Consider the following 16,830-nt stretch of genomic DNA (forward strand, 5'->3'; position numbering starts at 1 on the left):
CTAATACCGTCCAAAGTACTGGAACCGACCAATGGCATCGAAGGTTGCCCCGGTTCCGCGTCCACCAGCCGGGTCCGGCATGATATAGCGCGTCCCACCGGCGAAGTTGCCGGAATTTACGGGCGATATGACAGTTTTCGGGTTAGTTAGAATGTCGTCCAGTAGATCCTGACCGGCAGTCTTCAACTGCTTCCCTGGAACCACGGGAAGATCTCCACGGTTCATATGCTTCTGATACTCACGTCCAGCATGAGTTGTATTCCCCTTGGCCGGACGTGTCCCACTCTGTGAAAGAGCATCCAAGTCGGCAGAATATCCGGCGAGTCCGAGGGGGTCGGTCCACGTCCAGGGGTTGTGGGGGTAGGTGTGGGGGTTGGGTGCGGGGGCCAGGCCGAGGGGGTCGGGTGTGGTGTAGCGGGCGGTGGTGGGGTCGTAGTGGCGGTGGAGGTTGTAGTGCCAGCCGGTTTCCTCATCGGCGTATTGGCCGGGGAAGCGCAGGGGTGTGGGGGCGGTTCCCGGGGTGTGGCCCCAGAGGGTGGTGGCCAGGGGTGTGGTGTGGCCGGTGTCGGGGTCGGTGAGGTGAGTGGGGGTACCGACGAGGTCGGTGACGATGGCGGCGAAGCGGCGGTCGATCTCGCCCTGATCGGCCTTCGCGAGGTCGCCGCCGGTGGGGAGGCTGGTGGTGGTTTGGGTGAGGGGGTGCAGGCCGGTGTGGTCCCAGGTGGTGACGGTAGCGGGCCGGGTGCCGTCGTGCCTGGCGTGGTGTTCCTCGATGAGGGTGGTGTCGTGCCAGGTGAAGCGAACGGTTTCGGCAACGCTGCCGTCGGGGTGGTGGCGGTGTTTGGCGATGCGGCGGCCGAAGGGGTCGTAGGTGTAGGTCCACACCGTGCCGTCGGGGGTGCGGGTTTCGACCAGGCGGTCGTGGGCGTCCCAGGTGTGGTGCCAGGTGTCGGGGGTGCGGGAGATGCGGGTGACGGTGCGGCGGATCACCCGCCCCGCCGCGTCGTAGGCGTAGCGGGTGCGCCCGGCGCGGGCCAGGAGGGTGCCGGTGTAGGCGCGTTCCCCGACCGCGTCGGCCGGTAGTCCGGGGGCGGTGGCGGCCGTTTGGTCGCCGGTGGGGTTGTAGGTGTAGGTCTCGGTGCCGGCCGGGCCCGTCAGACTCGTGGGGCGCCCGATCGCGTCCAGGGTGAGCGTGGTGGTGCCCGTGGCGTCGGTGACGGCGGTGGGGTAGCCGTCCGCGCGGTGGGTCCAGCGTTTGTGGTGCAGACGCCGGTCACCGGTACCGGTGAGGGCCTGTTCGACCAGGCGTCCGGTCGCATCATGGCCGGTGGTGAGGGTCAGAGCGCCGCCGATGCGACGCTCGACCTCCCGGCCGGCCGCGTCCCGGCGGAAGTTCAGATGCCAGCCGGCCGAGTCCAGGCCGATCGGCCGCCCAGCTGCGTCGTGGGTCCAGGTGGTGGTGTGGCCGGTGGGGGTGGTGCGGGAGAGCAGGTTCCCCACCGGATCCACGGTCAGGGTCAGGGTATGGCCGTTGACCGTCTCACCGAGGAGATTCCCAACCGAGTCGTGGGTGCGGGACAACTCCACACCCGGCGAGGTCGCGGAGACGATTCGGCCGGCGGGATCGTGGGTCCAGGTGGTGGTCTCGCCGGTATCGGTGGTCGCCGAGACCGGTTGACCGAGCACGTCGTGGACGTAGTCGATGGTTTGTCCCGCCGGGTTCATCTGCCGGACCAGACGACCGACGGGGTCGAACTCCCGGGTAGTGGTGCGGCCGTCGTAGTCGGTCTCCGCCACTACACGGCCGGCCGGATCGAGGGTGTAGGTCCAGGAGCGGCCGTCGGGGGCGGTGACGGCGGTGATGTTCAACTCGGTGTCGCGGGTGAGGACATACCGCGCGCCATCGGGGCCGGTGTGCGAGACCGGCAGGTCGAAGGGGCCGTAGGACCAGGCGGTGATCCCGCCGTTCTCGTCGGTGTGGGTCAGGCAGTTGCCCTCCGCATCCCACTCCCAGGACTCGACGTGCCCCAGGGGGTCGGTGCGGCGCACCGGCTTGCCCTCCGGAGACCACTCCATCCGGGTGATCGCCCCCATCGGATCGGTGATGGAGGTGGGGCGACCGAAAGCGTCCCGGTCCAGGGCCGTGGTCGCGCCCAGCGGATCTACCACCGCTACCGGTAGTCCGGTCGGATCGGTGTCGATGCGGGTGATCGCGCCCAGAGCATCGGTGACGGTGGCGGGAGCACCGGTGGGGTGATGTGTCCAGGTGGTGCGGTGCCCGGCCGGGTCGATGACAGTCGTTCGGTTGCCCCGCTCGTCGAACTCCTGGCGCCAGGTGGTGCCGTCGGCCTCGGTGATCGCGGTGGGCAGGCCCAGGTCGTTGTACTCCGCGTGGATCTCGTGGTCGTCGGGACGGATGACGGTGGTCGGGTCACCGTGCTCGTTACGGACGTAGCGGGTGGTGTGACCGAGAGGATCGGTGACCGACAGGAGATGGTCGTAGCGGTCCCGGGTGCGGTGGGTGGTGTGGCCCAGCGGATCGGTCTCCGCGACGAGCTGGAAGCTGTCGTTGAACTGGTAGACCGTGGGGTAGCCGCGTGCCGCGTAGGCGGTGGTGCGGTGGTTGGCGGTGTCGTACTCGTAGCGGTACTCGAAGACCCGCCCCGAGCCGGTACCGAAGACACATCGGCCCGCCTGGTCGTATTCGTAGCGGTACCAGGTGTTGTTGCGGTCCTCCCACCGGATGAGCCGGTCCTGCTCGTCGTACCAGAAGCGCAGCGGTAGGCCGGAGGAGTTGAAGACGCGCGCGAGGTTCCCCGCGTCGTCGTAGTCGAAGGCCAACAGCACCGGCTGCTCGGGTGCGGAGAGCAGCCGGTAGGAGGTGACGCGCCGATCCACCACCGCCACCCCGATGCGGTAGCCACCCGAGTGGGTGACCTCCACCGGCTCACCCGCCTCGTTGTGGCGGATCTCGATGCGGTTTTCGTTGCGGTCGGTGACCGCCACCAGCGGCAGCTCGTTACCCGGCGCACCGGGCACGGGGGCGAAGTGCAGCGTCCTGCCGCTCTCACGCTGGTGGATCGTCAGCGGGGAGCCGGGCCGGCCGTCCCAGGACAGGCCCCAGCGCGGACCCTCCACCGGCATCACCGGATCATCCGGGTCCCGGGTGGGGACGGGGTAGAGGAGCTTGGTGCAGTCGGCGGCGTGGAAGGTGATCGAGTCGGCCTCCAACACCAGGCGTTGGTCCAGCGTGGAGGACCACGACCTACCGAACAGCCGCCCCGCCCGGTAGGTGGAGATGTGGTGGCGTTCCAGCAGCAGCGGCAGGACGCCGGGCAGGTCGATGTCGGTGGCCGGGAGCAGGACCTCCCCGGTGGCGAAGTCCACCGGGTCATCGGAGGTGTTCTTCCCCGCCGCCGGACGCCCCTCCTGTCGGACCTGCCGGCCCTGTCCCCTCGCCCCCCGCGCCATGCCCAACGTGGCGGTCTTCGCACCGGCGGAGGCCAAACGCCCGCCGGGCACGCAGTCCAACAACGCGAACCCCACATCCCACAAACTCGCCTCGCCGTTGGCGTAGTCGATCAACGTGTCCGCGAGGATGATCAACGAGGCCGCCAGGATCAACCCCCACACCAACGGCCCACCCAACACCAACGCCACAATGCTCAACACCGTGACGACAACCTGGGCGACGGCGACGATGGTGTCCCAGTTGTCCACCACCCAATCCGCGGCCTTCTGCCACCACTTGCGATTCGGGATCCCCGCCTCGGAAGCCTCCTCCAGATCCGCCTTGCAGCGCTGGGCGGCCTCCTCGCGCAACTCCTTGGCCTGACCCGCCAACGCGATCGCCAGGTCCAGCTTCCCGCGCGCATCGGTGACCGCGCTCTCGGCGTTGCCCTGATCGCTCTCCGCATCCGTGAGTGCCCGGCGGACCTCGGCGGCGACCTCGCCCTCATCCGGCGGCTCCGCCGCCTCCTCCGCATCCTCCAGAGCGGAGGTGGCCCGCTCCAACCACGACTGCGCGGTCGACAGCTCCTCCCGGGCCTCGATCGCCTCCACCAACGCCCGATCGGCATCGGTCTGTGCCTCGCGCAACTTCGGCGCGTACGTCAACAACGCCTGCGCGGCCAGGTCGTAGGAGGTGTGCAGCTTGTCCAAGTCGGGCGGGAGCTTGTCGAAACGATCCCGGTAGGCCTCCGCGCTCTCCCCCACAAACGTGGCGAGCGCCCCCTCCTCACCCATCGACCGCACCTTGCCCAGAGCGGTGAACACGTCATCGGCGAACTCCTCCAGCTCACCGCCCAGGCGCTCGATGCGATCGGGATCCCCCGGCGCCGGATCGGAGGACATCCCCACCGGCGACCAATCAGACGCCCGCGCCATGACGCATCAACCCCCGTTGTTCACCTGTGGCCCCGTGCCCCATCCGCGATCCCCCCGGACCACCGGTTGGCGACACCACGGACAGTAAACGAGAGCGATGAAACTCCACAATGCTCCGCGTCGGGGCTCACCTCACCGGGTGACAACCGGTGACCACGGCGGGTCGCCCCGAAATCCGTTCACTCCGCGAGGTGGTGGAGGACGATGAGGCCGCCGTGGAGGGGGTGGTCACGGCGTTGGTCGTCGGTCTCCACGTACTCATCGAGGACGGCGAGGATGCGACGGTCGAGTTCGGCGACGTCCTCGGGTGAGAGGTGCAGGGCGAAGCGGGCGAAGGTGCGGATCGACTCGGAGCCGGCCTCCCGCAGCTCGTCGACGAAGGCGTCCACCGGCGCGAGGGCGGGCTCCGTCGAATCGGCCCCGGCGGGTACGTCCCCGACACCGTTGCCCCCGGCGCCATCGGTGTGACCGGTCACGGCCGGTACGGTCTCGGGCTCCCCGATTCCGAGGGGGTTGTCCAGCCACCAGGAGAGGCCGGTGGAACGGTAGGGCTTCTCCAGGGCACCGGTCTCCCCCGTGCGCACCGCGGCCTGTTCCAGGAAGCCCGCGGCCACGAGTTGCCGTACGTGGTGGAGCACGGTACCGGGGTCGCGTTCCAACCGGTCGGCCAACTGCTTGTTCGTCAGGTCGCGTTGGGTGCACAGCCGAATGATGCGAATGCGCAGGGGATGGGCCAGGGCCTTGGCCTCCCGCATCGTGGCCGGACGCCGCCGGCGGGGGTGCTCCGGGGTCTCCGCGTCGCTGTCGTTCCCCTCGTCCATGGCTCCACGATAACGACCGAGTTGACATCTCTCCATCGATGGACTTTTCCCCATCGGTGATGGAGTCTCCTTCCATGACCACCGACGGGGATTCCGGGACCGACCGACCGCCGACCGTTCCACACGCCACCGCGCGCGAGCCGCTGGGGCGCTCGTACCGCCTGCTGTGGACCGCCTCCGGGCTGTCCAATCTCGCCGACGGCGTCGCCAAGCTCGCGCTGCCGCTGGCCGCCGCGCAGCTCACCCGCTCCCCGGCGGCCGTCGCCGGCGTCATGCTGGCCCTCACCCTGCCGTGGCTGCTGTTCGCGCTGCCCGTGGGTGTCTTCGTGGACCGCCTGGACCGGCGGCGGTTGATGCTCGGCGCGAACCTGCTGCGGGGGGCGTTGCTCGCGCTGCTCGTGCCGGCCGTCGCCCTGGGGCTGGACTCGATCTGGGCGCTGTACGCGGTCGCGTTGGGCCTGGGCACCGCCGAGACGGTGTACGACACCTCCGCGCAGTCGATCCTGCCCCGCGTGGTGCGACGGGATCAGTTGAGCCGGGCCAACGGTCGCCTGTACGCGGTGGAGTTGAGCGCCAACGAGTTCGTCGGTCCGCCGTTGGCCGGGTTCCTCGTGGCGGCCGGGGTGCTCGCCGCCTTCGCCGCGCCGGGGGCGCTGTGGGTGGTCGCGGTGCTCGTGCTGTGGCCGATGCGGGGGTCGTTCCGGGCCGGGTCGGCGGGAGCGGGAACGGAGCCGGGAGCGGAATCGGGAACGGCCGGGGGTCGGGAGGGGAAGGTCCGGAAACGGCGGCTCGCGGCGGTGGGCACGGAGATCGCCGAGGGGCTGCGCTTCGTGTGGGGGAACCGGCTGCTGCGCACGTTCGCCATGATGACCGGCGGGTTCAACCTGGCGACCAGCGCGGTGATGGCGATCATCGTGTTGTTCGCGGTGGGGCCGGGATCGCCGATGGGGCTCTCGGAGCCGGCGTTCGGCGTGCTGCTGGCGACGATGGCGGGCGGCAGCGTGGTCGGTTCGTTCCTCGTGGAGGGAATGGAGCGTCGGTTCGGCCGGGTGGTGCTGATCTTCGGGAGTGTGCTCACCGGCGCGTTGATGGTCGGGACCCCGGCGCTGACCACCGACCCGTTCGTCATCGGAACGGCGTTCGCCCTCGGCGGGGTCGGGATCGTGGCGTGGAACATCGTCGTCGTGTCGCTGCGGCAGCGGATCACCCCGGACCGGTTGCTGGGGCGGGTCAACAGCGCCTATCGGCTGGTGGCCTGGGGCACCCGCCCGTTGGGCGCGCTGCTCGGCGGGCTGGTGGCGGAGGTGTGGGGGCTGCGCGCGGTGTTCGCGGTGACGGCCGTGGTGATGCTGTCCCTGCTCACCGGGATGACGGTGGTCCGGGAACGAGCCATGGAGGACGCGGAGCGGAAGGCGGCCGAACGGGAGAGGCCCCGGGGGGAGGAATCGAACGACGGGACCGGTGTACCGGCGCCGGCCGCCCCAGCTTCTCCCGGAGACCATCACGCACAGCCATAACAGCAGGTGGGGCCCACTGTGACCGAAAGCCACAGTGGGCCCCACCTGCTGAAACGCGAAACGGCGGCTCCCACCGTTCGGTGGGGCCGCCGTTGCGCTTGGGGGGGCCGCTTCAGCGGCCCGTCACCATCGGTACCACGTACCACGACCGCCGGTGGAGTTGGTGCTCCGCAGAACGAAGCCGAGAGCCCACACGACCAAGGCGATCACGGCGACCCACCACAGTGCCTCCAGCACGAAGCCGCCACCGAACAGGAGCAGCACGAGGAGCAGAACGATCAGCCAAGGCATTTTGTCTTCTTTCTCCCGGTTGTCTTCATTCCTGCGTAATCGCCGCCTACCCCGTCATGCTCCTGTCACTCACTTCGGTTCCGGAATTTTTCCGCTTTCCTGAACCTTCCGCTCCCACCCCCTCATCAGGGTGTTCGCGGCACGTGACACGACCTCTCCGGGGGCGCGGAGCAGGTGGATCGCGGTGATCCGGTCCTCCTCCGCCTCCGTGGTGGCGATGATCTCCGTCTCACCCGTGATCGTCCTCCGCAAACCGGGAAGTCCCCGCCGGGCCCGGAGTCGGGACGGCTGGGACGACGGGGACGGAGACGGCGACGGGAGGAGTCGGCGGAACCAACGGCACCCGGTCCGGGGGCCGGAACCCCGAACCTCACGGATCGGCGCCCACCCCCGCACCGGCCGGGGTCCGCCCGACGCCTTTCCCGGGCGGGGTGCCATTCACCCGCCCGGCCCGCTCGGCCTGCGCCGGCAGGGCCTCCCCCGGCGCCGGCCCGCCGACGGTCCACCGGCCCAGGGCACTCTCGGCGGTGATGCCGGGGCCGAACCCGGCGATCAGGCCCCGCGCGCCGTCCTCCACCCCGCCGTCCTCGAAGAGCCGGTCGAGGGCGTCGAAGATGACCGAGCTGGCGATGTTGCCGCGCTCGGTGAGGGTGGCCCGGCTGTAACGGAACATCGCCGGCTCCACCTCCAGGAACCGGCACAGGTCGTCCAGGATGCGGGGGCCACCCGCGTGGACGATGTAGAAGTCCAACTCGGAGGCGTTCCAGCCGTGTTCGCCCGCGAGGGTGAGCAGGGCGGGGGCGAGCATGGACATCGTGCCGGGGACCCGCTTGTCCAGCAGGAAGTGGAAGCCGGTCTCCCGGACCGCGTAGGAGATCCAGTCCTCGGTGTCCGGAACGAGGTGCGAGCCGTTGCGCTCCAGCCGGACGCCGGTGCCGCCCTCCCCGCCGCGCACCACGGCGCAGGAGATGGCGTCCCCGAACAGGCCGTTGGACAGCAGCGATCCCACGCCCAGGTCGGTGGGTTGGTAGAGCAGCGAGCAGAACTCGCAGGAGACGATGAGGACGTTGCTCTCCGGGTAGGCGGAGACGAAGTCGTGGGCGCGGTTGACGGCGGTCCCGCCGGCCGCGCATCCGAGTTGGGCGATGGGCAGTTGACGGGTATCGGAGCGGAATCCCATGGTGTTGATCAGCCACGCGGTGAGCGAGGGCATCATGAAGCCGGTGCACGAGACGTAGACGATGAGGTCGATCTCGCGCCGGTCGAGGTTCGCGTTGGCCAACGCCCGGGAGACGACGGCGGGGACGCGCGCCTTGGCCTCCGCCTCGTAGACGGCGTTGCGACGGGTGAGACCGGGATGGCGCAGGGTCTCCTCGATGGGTTGGACGATGTGCCGGGTCAGGACCCCGGTGTTCTCGATCAGTCGGAGGACCAGGGGCAGTTGGGGGTGGTCGGCGTGCGTGACGCGCGCCAGGTCCAGGGTCTCCTCGCGGGTGATGACGTGTTCGGGTACCGCGACGGCCGGGCGACAGAGTGTGGGCATGGGGGGTCCTTGTGTCCCTTCCCGTCACCAGGCGACGGGGAGGGCGAGGGGGAAACGCCAGATGGAGCTGGTGTTCCACTCGATCTCCTCGGCGGGGACGGCGAGTCTCAGCGAGGGGAAACGGTCGAAGAGGGTGCCGATGGCGACCTGGAGTTCCATCCGGGCCAGGTGGGAGCCGAGGCAGTGGTGGGAGCCCCAGCCGAAGGCCATGTGGGAGGGGCCCTCGCGGTCCGGGTCGATCTCGTCGGGCCGCTCGTACGCCTCCGGGTCGCGGTTGGCCGCGAGGTAGGAGACGTGGACGGTCTCACCGGCGCGGATGGTGACGCCGCCGACCTCCACGTCCTCAGTGGCGATCCGGGGGATGCCGACGCCCTTGCGGAAGGGGATGAAGCGCAGCAGCTCCTCCAGCAGCCCGGGCAGGGAGTCGGGGGCGGCGAGGAGCTTGGCGCGGGGTTCGGGATGGGTGAGCAGGGTGTGGGTGATGTTGCTGATCTGGTAGGTGGTGGTGTCGTGGCCGGTGAGCAGCAGGACCATGCCCATGACGGCCAACTCGTCGTCGTCCAGGACCTCCTCGCCGTCCCGGGCGGCGGCCAGGGTGCTGAGCAGGTCCTCGCCGGGGGTGCGGCGGCGGGTGGCGGTGAGATCGGCGAAGTAGGCGCGCAGATCGGCCTTGGCGCGGACGGCGGCGTCCCGGTCGGGGTTGCCGACGGCCATCAGCGCGATCGCGTCGCGGCGCAGCGCGGGCCGGTCCTCCCGCGGCACATCCAGCAGGTCGCAGATGGTGGTCATGGGCAGGTGGGCGGCGAGGTGGGCGGCGACATCGGCGGGCGGGCCGTGCTCGGCCATCCCGTCGAGCAGGCCGTCCACGGTGCGCTGGGTGTGCGGGCGCAGCCGCTCGACGTGGCGGGCGGTGAAGCCGCGCGAGACCAGCCGCCGCAGGCGGGTCAGCTCGGGCGGGTCGAGCAGGTTGATCGACTCGTCCTGCACGATCGGGGCGGGGGTCATCCGGGGGAAGTCACGGCCGATGACGGCGGCCCGGCTGAACCGGCGGTCGGTGGTGACCAGGCGCACGTCCTCGTAGCGGGTGGCCAGCCACGCCTCGCCCTCGCCGTGGGCCATGCGGATGCGGGTGAGGGGGGTCTCGGCGGCGAGGCGGGTCAGTTCGGGGTCGGGGTCCAGGGCGGTGACGTCGGTGAAGGTGCAGCGAGGGACGGCGGGAGAGAGGGTGGGGGCGTCCGTGCCCGGCGCGCCCGCGGCACCGGCGCCCGCCGGGCAGGCGCCGGCGGGGCGCGGGGCGGGGGCTTCGGTCGGACAGGCCGGGTCGATGGGGTCGGCCGGACGGGCGTGGCCGGTGGTTTCCACGCGGAACCTCCGGTGGGTGGGGAGGGGCGTCGCCGGACGGCGACGCCGGTGGGTCGTGAGCGGTCCCTGCCTCCCCGGCGGGCCGGTGCTTCATGTGTGCGCCGCCGCGAATTCACCCCTGCGGGCAAAGCCCCGGCCCCACCCCGCGACGGTCCGTACGACCTCGGGCCCCGGCTTCGGAACACTGTGCCGCATCCCCTGCCCATAGCCTCACCCGGTGACGGGGCCCTTTCGCACGGAAGGGCCCGCCGGATCGTTCCGACGGGGCCCGCCGTGCGGCCGTTGCCTCTTTGTGGTTTCGCGGTGTTTGCTCGCGGGCCCCGGTTCAGAGCACCCGGGCCGACTCCCCGTCGGCGGTCAGGGGGCGGCCCGCCGCCTCCCAGGCGAGCATTCCGCCGTCCACGTTGACCGCGTCCACGCCCTGCTGCGTCAGGTAGGCGGTCACCTGTGCCGACCGGCCGCCCACCCGGCACACCACGTGCACCGGGCCGTCACCGGCGCGCTCCTCGATCTCCGCGCGGCGGGCGATCACCTCACCCATCGGGATGTGCAGGGCGCCCTCGGCGTGCCCGGCGGCCCATTCGTCGGGCTCGCGGACATCGAGCAGCAGCCCGTCGGCGGGGACGGCGTCCACCGTCACGGTGGGGACCTGTGCGAAGTTCATCCCACGACTGTAGGCGACCGACCGCGGCCGACCGCGGCCGAATCGGGCACGGGCGATGACGACGGGAGAGAGGACCGGGCGAGCACCGGGAGCGGTGGGGGTCAGGCGGTGTCGGAGCCGGTACCCGTGTCGGGGTCGGCGCCGGTGCCGGGGTCCGACGCCGTGCCGGCACCGGGTTCACCACCGGGGCCGATGACGGTCCCGGCCCGGTACAGCTCCGCCTCGCGGGTGCGGATCTTCTCCCGCAGCCCCTCGGCGATCTCCTCCAGCAGCGCGTCCGGGTCCTCCTCCCCCAGGCGCAACAGCGAACCGATCGCGCCGCCCTCCAGGGAGGCGGCGATCTCCGCGAGGAGATCCCGGCGTTCGGCCAGCCAGCCCAGGCGGGCGACCAGTTCCTCGCCCCGCTGCATGGGCGACGGGCCACGCGACGGACCCGCCTCCCACTCCTCGGTCAGCGCGCGCAGCGTCGCCACGTCCCCCAGCGCGTACGCCTGGTTGACCCGGGTCACGAACGCGCCCCGTCGGTCCATCTCCGCCGGCTCCGTCACCAGGTCGGGGTGGCAGCGGCGGATCAGCTCCCGGAACAGGGTCCGGGCCTCGGCGCCCGGCCGCACCCGGGGCGGGGGCGTGGCGGTGCGGTTGGTGAGCATCGCGGCGGTGTCGGGGGCCAGGCCGTCGGAGCCCAGCCAGTCCTGGAACAGCTCCGCCACGCCGGGCAGCGGCTGCACCCGGGCACGCGCCTCACGGGCCCTGCGGACATCCTCCGCGTCACCGGTGCGCGCGGCGATCGTCTCGGCGATCCGCGCCTCCAGCTCCTCGATGTGGGCGTAGAGCGGACCGAGGCGTTCGTCGTGCAGGCGGGAGAAGTTCTCCACCTCGATGCGGAAGCTCTCCACGGCGATCTCGAACTCGATCAGCGCGGCCTCGGCGGCCCGCACCGCCTTCTCGAGCCGTTCGGCGGCCTCCGGGTCGATGTCGCCGGTCCCGGCGGGTCCGGCCGCGTGGTCGGTCCCGGCGGTGCCGGCCGTACCGGGTTCGTCGGCGGTTCCCGCCGGTCCCGGGGTGTCGGATGCCTCCGGGGCCTCCGGCGCGGGGGCGGCGGCGGGCCCGCCCGGGGCGTCGGTGCCGTTGGGGCCGTGGTCCTCCGTGGTGCTCACCCCCGAAAGCCTAGACGAGGTCGTTCCCGGCCCGGTCGGTGGTCCCGGACGGTCGGGAACGGGAACGGGAACGGGCCGGGTGGAACCCGGGCCCGCCCGGGAGAACGGCCCGGAACGCGGTCGGGCCCCCGCTCCCCCTCGAGTTCCGACGGTCCTCGCGACACCCGTGATCTGTGGGAGTCGCGAGGACCGCGGGCGTTGGACGTGGTGATCTTGCGGTGTCGCGACGATCCCTGGAACTCAAGCCCCGGGTGGGGGGAACGGGGGCCCGGGCCGGGCGGTCATCCGCGCTGGTCGCGGAGCCGGACCGGCAGCCCGTGACTACGGGAGGTGGGACCGGGCAGCAGCGTGACGTCACCGGCCGAGGTCGCCGGCGCGACGGGCGCCGTCGGCGGGGCGGAGTGCGCGGGTGACGGGACCGGAGCGGTCGGGGCCGCCGGCTCGGCGACGCCGGCGGACGGGGCGGGAGCCGGCGCGGGCACCCGGATCCCCGGGTGGAGCGGTCGCCCGCCCAGCCGGCGCCGCACCCCGCGCACCAGCCGGCCGGCGGTGAACGTGGCGCCGTGGACGAAGCGCATCGACGGCCCGAAGGAGGGCGCCGCCGGCAGTCCGGCGAAGAACAGCCCGGGGCGCGAGGACTCGAAGTGCGCGCCCAGTTCGGGCGCCCCGGTGCCGCGCACCCGGCGCACCCCCACCCGCAGCTCCGGCGCCAACCAGTTCAGCCGGTTGACGTCGGGCACGAAGCCGGTGGCGGCGATCACGTGGTCGGTCTCCACGGTCTCCATCGGGCCGTACCCCGAGGGACCGGTCACCCGCAGCCGCAGCCGGTCGCCGACGGGATCGGCCGTCACCACCTGTCGGCGCAGTCGGATCGGCACCCGGCCCACCACCCGGTCGCGCAGCCACCAGGCGCCGGCCGGGCCGAGCGCGGTGGAGGCGATGTGCGTGCGCATCGCCGTCGGCAGCACCCGCACCGCGCCCGGCACCTCCGACCACACCCAGCTGCTCCAGCCGGTGCCCAGGCCACTGTGCGGCTCGCGCAGGGTCTCCCGCAGGCCCCGGCGCAGTGGTTGCGGCGGGGTGTTCCAGCGCAGTGTCGAGGCGCGGGCCACAACGGTGGGCCGGGCACCGTTCTCCAGCAGCAGCGCCGCCGTCTCCAGGGCGGCCTGGCCGCCGCCGATCACGGTCACCTCGCGGTCGCGGAAGTGAGCGAGGTCGGCGTGCGAGCTGCTGTGCGAGGCCAGGTGCGGGGACAGGCCCCGCAGCGCGTGCGGGGTGTGCACGAACGGCATCACGCCGGCCGCCACCACCACCGTCCGGGTGGTGAACAGTTCGCCGTCGGCCGTCTCCACCCGGTAGCCGCCGGGCATCGGCGCCACGGAGACCACCAGCCGCTCCTCCACCGTGGGCCGCAGCCGCCCGGCGAACCACATGCCGTAGTCGGTGAAGGTGGAGATCGGCAGCGGTACACCGTGGTCGGCCCGCAGACCGCGCTCGGCGCACCAGGCGGCGAGGGTGTGGGTACCGGACGGGTCGGAGAGGTTGGAGGACCAGGGCTCGGACTTGAGGAACATGCCGCCGGGCATGTGGTCCCGCCAGGAGGCCATGGGCCGGCCCAGGACCCGCAGGTCCAGGCCGGCCGCCGCCGCGTGGGCGGCGATGGACAGTCCGTAGGGGCCGGCGCCCACCACTACCAGGTCGTGCATCGGATCAGCCGCTCTCTTTCGGGGGTCGTCCGGTACCGGGAACGGTGCCCGGAGGGGTGCGGGATACGGGGATGTACGGAGTTCGGCGGGGGCGACCCGGCGGCGGAACGCCGGGGTCGGCCGCCCCGGGGGTCAGGCGGAGAAGTGATCGCGGACGGGCCGCAGCGCACGGACGGCGACCCGCCCCGGCGTCTCCCGACGGGAACCGCGCGCCGGGCGGGCCGTTCCGGCGGCGGGGCCGGCGGTGCTCCCGGCCGCGGCCCCGGACGCCGTGCTCTCGGGAGTCGCGGCCCCGGACGCCGCGGCGTCGGGAGCCGGGACGGCCCGCCCGGAGGATCCGGCACCCCCGGTCGCACGGCCCGCCCGGCGCTCCCGGAGCGGGCGCAGGGCCTTCTCCACCGCCCGTCCCAGCCAGCCGGCGGACATCGCGACGAACGGCACCGGGTCGTCCGGTGCGAACCACGCCGTCTCCACCCGCAGCGGTGTGCCGCCCGCCCGCAGCCGCAGCGGCGCGCCGCTGCGGCTGCGGTTGCGGGCGGCGGAGCCGTCGGCCCCGTCCGCACCGGGCCCGGTGCGGCGGCGGGGCAGCTCGGCGAGGGCGGAGAGCAGACCGTAGTTCTCGGTGACGAACAGCCGTCCCGGCACCGGGACGACGCGCGGCACCGGGCGACCGGTCGCCATCAGGTGCAGGGCCCGCACCACGTCCAGGCCGGTGCGGTCGGTGAACAACCGGAACTGCGCGCCGGGGCGGGGGTTGGCGTCCAGCAGGTGGTAGTCGCCGGTCGCCGGGTCCCGGCGGAAGTCCAGGTCGAGGACACCGCGGTAGCCGATCCGGGAGGCCAGCCGGGTCGCCGCCCGCTCGATCCCCGGGTGCGGCAGCCAGCTCCCGACGGCGGTCAGGCCGGTGCGCGGCGGCCAGGCCAGCTCCTTGCGGCCGGTGCCGCCCATCAGCAGCCGGCCACCCTCGGCGAAGCAGCCGTGGAAGAACCAGTCGCAGCCGGCCCCACCGGGCAGCATCCGCTGCACCAGCAGTCGGCTGCCCGCCTCGTCGGTGCGGGCGACCAGCCCCAACAGCTCGTCCCGGCTGTGCACGAGGGTGGTGCTGCGCAGCCCGGACCCGGTCGGCAGCAGCGCGGGCCGGCTCCACTTGGCGATCACCGGCAGTCCCAGCTCGGCGACCACCGCCCGCACCTCCTCCTCGGTGGCGGGGGCGTAGGTCTCCGGGTGGGGCAGGTTGAGCTCCCGGCACAGGCCGACCAGCTCGGCCTTGTCCGCCAGGCGCTCGGGCAGACCGGTCACGCCCGTGCCGCCGGGCAGCAGGAAGCGGCCGGCCAGTTCGTCGGCGAGCAGGTCGGCGGCGACGGCCGCCGCGTCGTCCATCGGGATCAGTACGGCGGGGCGGCCGATGCGATCGGCCACCCGCCCCAGCACCCGCTCGATCGCCTCGATCGAGGGTGGGGAGCCGGAGGTGGGTGGCGGCATCGGGTACACCCGCCGCACGTGACGGGAGGAGGCCAGCGGCCCGTGGACGGATTCGGTGAAGGCGTGCACCCGTACCCCGGCGCGCCCCAGGGAGCGGGCGGCACCGAGGGAACCGTGATGGAAAGCGTTGCGATCCAGGCGGAACAAAAGGGCGGGCACGGCCGTGTCGAGCGATCCCATGTCACGGCATCCTTCACGGTTCCGACCCGTTCGGGCATTTGGCGCCCCGATCGGACTACCGGAAAGCGTTCGGGCAGCCCATTGTAGAGATCTTCTGCTTAATCTCGAGTCCCTCGCGCCGTACCGGAATCCATCCGGGAAGAATATTCCGCCACCGGAGTGATGGGGCGGCGGGAAAATACGGACGGCCACGGAAAACATCGACCCCGTTTCCGGTGCCGACACCGCCACCGAAACCAGCACCGGCACCGGCACCGGCACCGGGAAGGGGAAGGGCGCCGGGTCGATGTCCCCCCGGGGAAAACGACCGCTCCGATCGCACCGGTGCCCTCGACCACAGGGAGGCAACATGTCAGGCGGAATCGGCGCGCTGACGGCGGGCGCGGTCCTCGCGTCCCTGCTCCCGACCCCCGTGTCGGGGGCGACGGGCGAGCCGCCGGACCCGCCGTCCCCGCCGTCCCCGCCCCTGACGGTGGTCGCCGAGGAGCCGGAGGCGGGTGCGGAGGCGGGTGCGGAGGCGGGTGCGGAGGCGGGCGCGGAGGCGGGTGCGGAGGCGGGAGGGGCGCGGGACGGCCTCGGGGCGACCCCCCCGGCCGCGGCCGACGACCCGGCGGAGCCCACCGTCACCGCCCCGGCGGACGCCCCGGGCCCGGCCGGGACGCGGGCCGGGATCTCCTTCGGCGCGTTCCTCGGCTCCGGCCCCGAGGCCACCCTGCGCGCCGGACGCTTCGAGGAGTGGCTCGACGGCCCGGAGATGACCGTCGGCCACACCTACCTGCCCGGCGACCTGTGGACCAACATCGAGGGCCGACCGGAGTTCCTGCGCCCCCGGGCGGAGTGGCGGCGCGGCGCGCCGGAGCGGATGTTCGTGCTGAACGTGCCGATGCTGGAGCGCAACGAGGCCCGGCTGCCGGACCGCACGGTGGCGCGGTCGCTGGCCGGCGGGGCGCTCGGCGCCCACGACCGGCGATTCCGCACCCTCGCCGAGCGTCTGGTGGGTCTCGGCCTGTCGGACACCGTGATCGTGCCGGGCTGGGAGATGAACGGCACCACCTACGCCCATCGCTGCGGACCCGACCCGGAGGTGTGGAAGGCGTATTGGCGTCGGATCGTCACCGTGATGCGGTCGGTGCCGGGCCAGGAATTCCGTTTCGATTTCGCGCCGAATCGCGGCACCGACGCCATCCCGTGGACCGAGTGTTATCCGGGCGACGACGTGGTGGACATCATCGGCATGGACTCCTACGACCAGCCACCGGGAAACAGTTTTGACGACCACGTGGAACAACCCCTGGGGCTGCGCGACCACGTGGAGTTCGCGGCGGTCAGGGGAAAGCCGATCTCGTATCCGGAATGGGGATTGTTCCGCAACGGCGACAACCCGGCTTACGTGCTGCGGATGCTGGAGTGGATCGACGAACACCAACCGATCTATCACACGATCAGCGATTACTGTCCGCACGGCGTGTGGTGGTGCGGACGAAACCCCCGATCGGCGGAGGTCTTCCGGGCCGTACTCGGTTCCGGGGAGGTGACGGTGGGCGGGGGCCCGGGGAGGTGACGACCGACGGCGGGACGGGCGGGGGCGCCTCCCCCGCACCGGGCACCGGGGCGGCCGGGGCACCGGGTCGGGGACACACCGCGGAGGTGTGCGTGACCCTCGGGCGCGCCTCCCGGCCGGACCGGCTGTGCGTGACGGTGTCCCGGCCGCCCACCACCGC

The 16,830-nt window shown here is 72.3% G+C and carries 12 protein-coding genes; 2 read left to right on the forward strand and 10 right to left on the reverse strand.

Going from position 1 to position 16,830, the window contains the following annotated elements; translation table 11 throughout:
• Both LZF96_RS10940 and LZF96_RS10945 read right to left on the reverse strand, forming a co-directional pair.
• The gene (locus tag LZF96_RS10940; protein ID WP_233869515.1) at window positions 1-4,386 is read right to left on the reverse strand and encodes a DUF6531 domain-containing protein; all 4,386 of its coding nucleotides are present in this window, start codon (window positions 4,384-4,386) and stop codon (window positions 1-3) included.
• A gap of 179 nt (window positions 4,387-4,565) precedes the next feature.
• Entirely contained in the window at window positions 4,566-5,207 is a 642-nt protein-coding gene (locus tag LZF96_RS10945) for a transcriptional regulator (protein WP_233869518.1), read from the reverse strand.
• A gap of 74 nt (window positions 5,208-5,281) precedes the next feature.
• On the opposite strand from LZF96_RS10945, the gene LZF96_RS10950 reads away from it, so the two are divergent.
• Complete coding sequence (locus LZF96_RS10950) at window positions 5,282-6,724, forward strand: MFS transporter (RefSeq protein ID WP_233869522.1); 1,443 nt, start codon at window positions 5,282-5,284, stop codon at window positions 6,722-6,724.
• Between the two features lie 123 nt (window positions 6,725-6,847).
• On the opposite strand, the gene LZF96_RS10955 is transcribed toward LZF96_RS10950, so the two are convergent.
• From LZF96_RS10955 to LZF96_RS10990, 8 genes are all read right to left on the reverse strand, one after another.
• Window positions 6,848-7,015, reverse strand: coding sequence for a hydrophobic protein (locus tag LZF96_RS10955; RefSeq protein WP_233869525.1), 168 nt, complete (start codon window positions 7,013-7,015; stop codon window positions 6,848-6,850).
• Window positions 7,016-7,084: 69 nt separating this feature from the next.
• Complete coding sequence (locus LZF96_RS10960) at window positions 7,085-7,267, reverse strand: hypothetical protein (protein WP_233869528.1); 183 nt, start codon at window positions 7,265-7,267, stop codon at window positions 7,085-7,087.
• Between the two features lie 118 nt (window positions 7,268-7,385).
• Complete coding sequence (locus LZF96_RS10965) at window positions 7,386-8,558, reverse strand: type III polyketide synthase (protein ID WP_233869531.1); 1,173 nt, start codon at window positions 8,556-8,558, stop codon at window positions 7,386-7,388.
• A gap of 24 nt (window positions 8,559-8,582) precedes the next feature.
• A complete protein-coding gene (locus LZF96_RS10970; RefSeq protein ID WP_233869695.1) occupies window positions 8,583-9,737 on the reverse strand; it encodes a cytochrome P450 in 1,155 nt (384 codons plus the stop codon).
• A gap of 508 nt (window positions 9,738-10,245) precedes the next feature.
• Window positions 10,246-10,584: a rhodanese-like domain-containing protein gene (locus tag LZF96_RS10975; RefSeq protein ID WP_233869534.1), complete on the reverse strand. Its 339-nt coding sequence runs from the start codon at window positions 10,582-10,584 to the stop codon at window positions 10,246-10,248.
• A 101-nt stretch (window positions 10,585-10,685) separates the two neighbouring features.
• A complete protein-coding gene (locus tag LZF96_RS10980) occupies window positions 10,686-11,741 on the reverse strand; it encodes a hypothetical protein (RefSeq protein WP_233869537.1) in 1,056 nt (351 codons plus the stop codon).
• Window positions 11,742-12,022: 281 nt separating this feature from the next.
• Complete coding sequence (locus tag LZF96_RS10985) at window positions 12,023-13,447, reverse strand: NAD(P)-binding domain-containing protein (protein ID WP_233869540.1); 1,425 nt, start codon at window positions 13,445-13,447, stop codon at window positions 12,023-12,025.
• A gap of 132 nt (window positions 13,448-13,579) precedes the next feature.
• Complete coding sequence (locus LZF96_RS10990) at window positions 13,580-15,109, reverse strand: ATP-grasp domain-containing protein (protein WP_233869544.1); 1,530 nt, start codon at window positions 15,107-15,109, stop codon at window positions 13,580-13,582.
• A gap of 349 nt (window positions 15,110-15,458) precedes the next feature.
• Here LZF96_RS10990 and LZF96_RS10995 point away from each other — a divergent pair, with 349 nt between their 5' ends.
• Complete coding sequence (locus tag LZF96_RS10995) at window positions 15,459-16,670, forward strand: glycoside hydrolase family 26 protein (RefSeq protein WP_233869547.1); 1,212 nt, start codon at window positions 15,459-15,461, stop codon at window positions 16,668-16,670.
• Window positions 16,671-16,830 lie beyond the last annotated feature (160 nt).

Origin of the sequence: Streptomyces sp. ST2-7A, from assembly GCF_021390475.1 — a bacterium.
Lineage (GTDB): Bacteria > Actinomycetota > Actinomycetes > Streptomycetales > Streptomycetaceae > Streptomyces.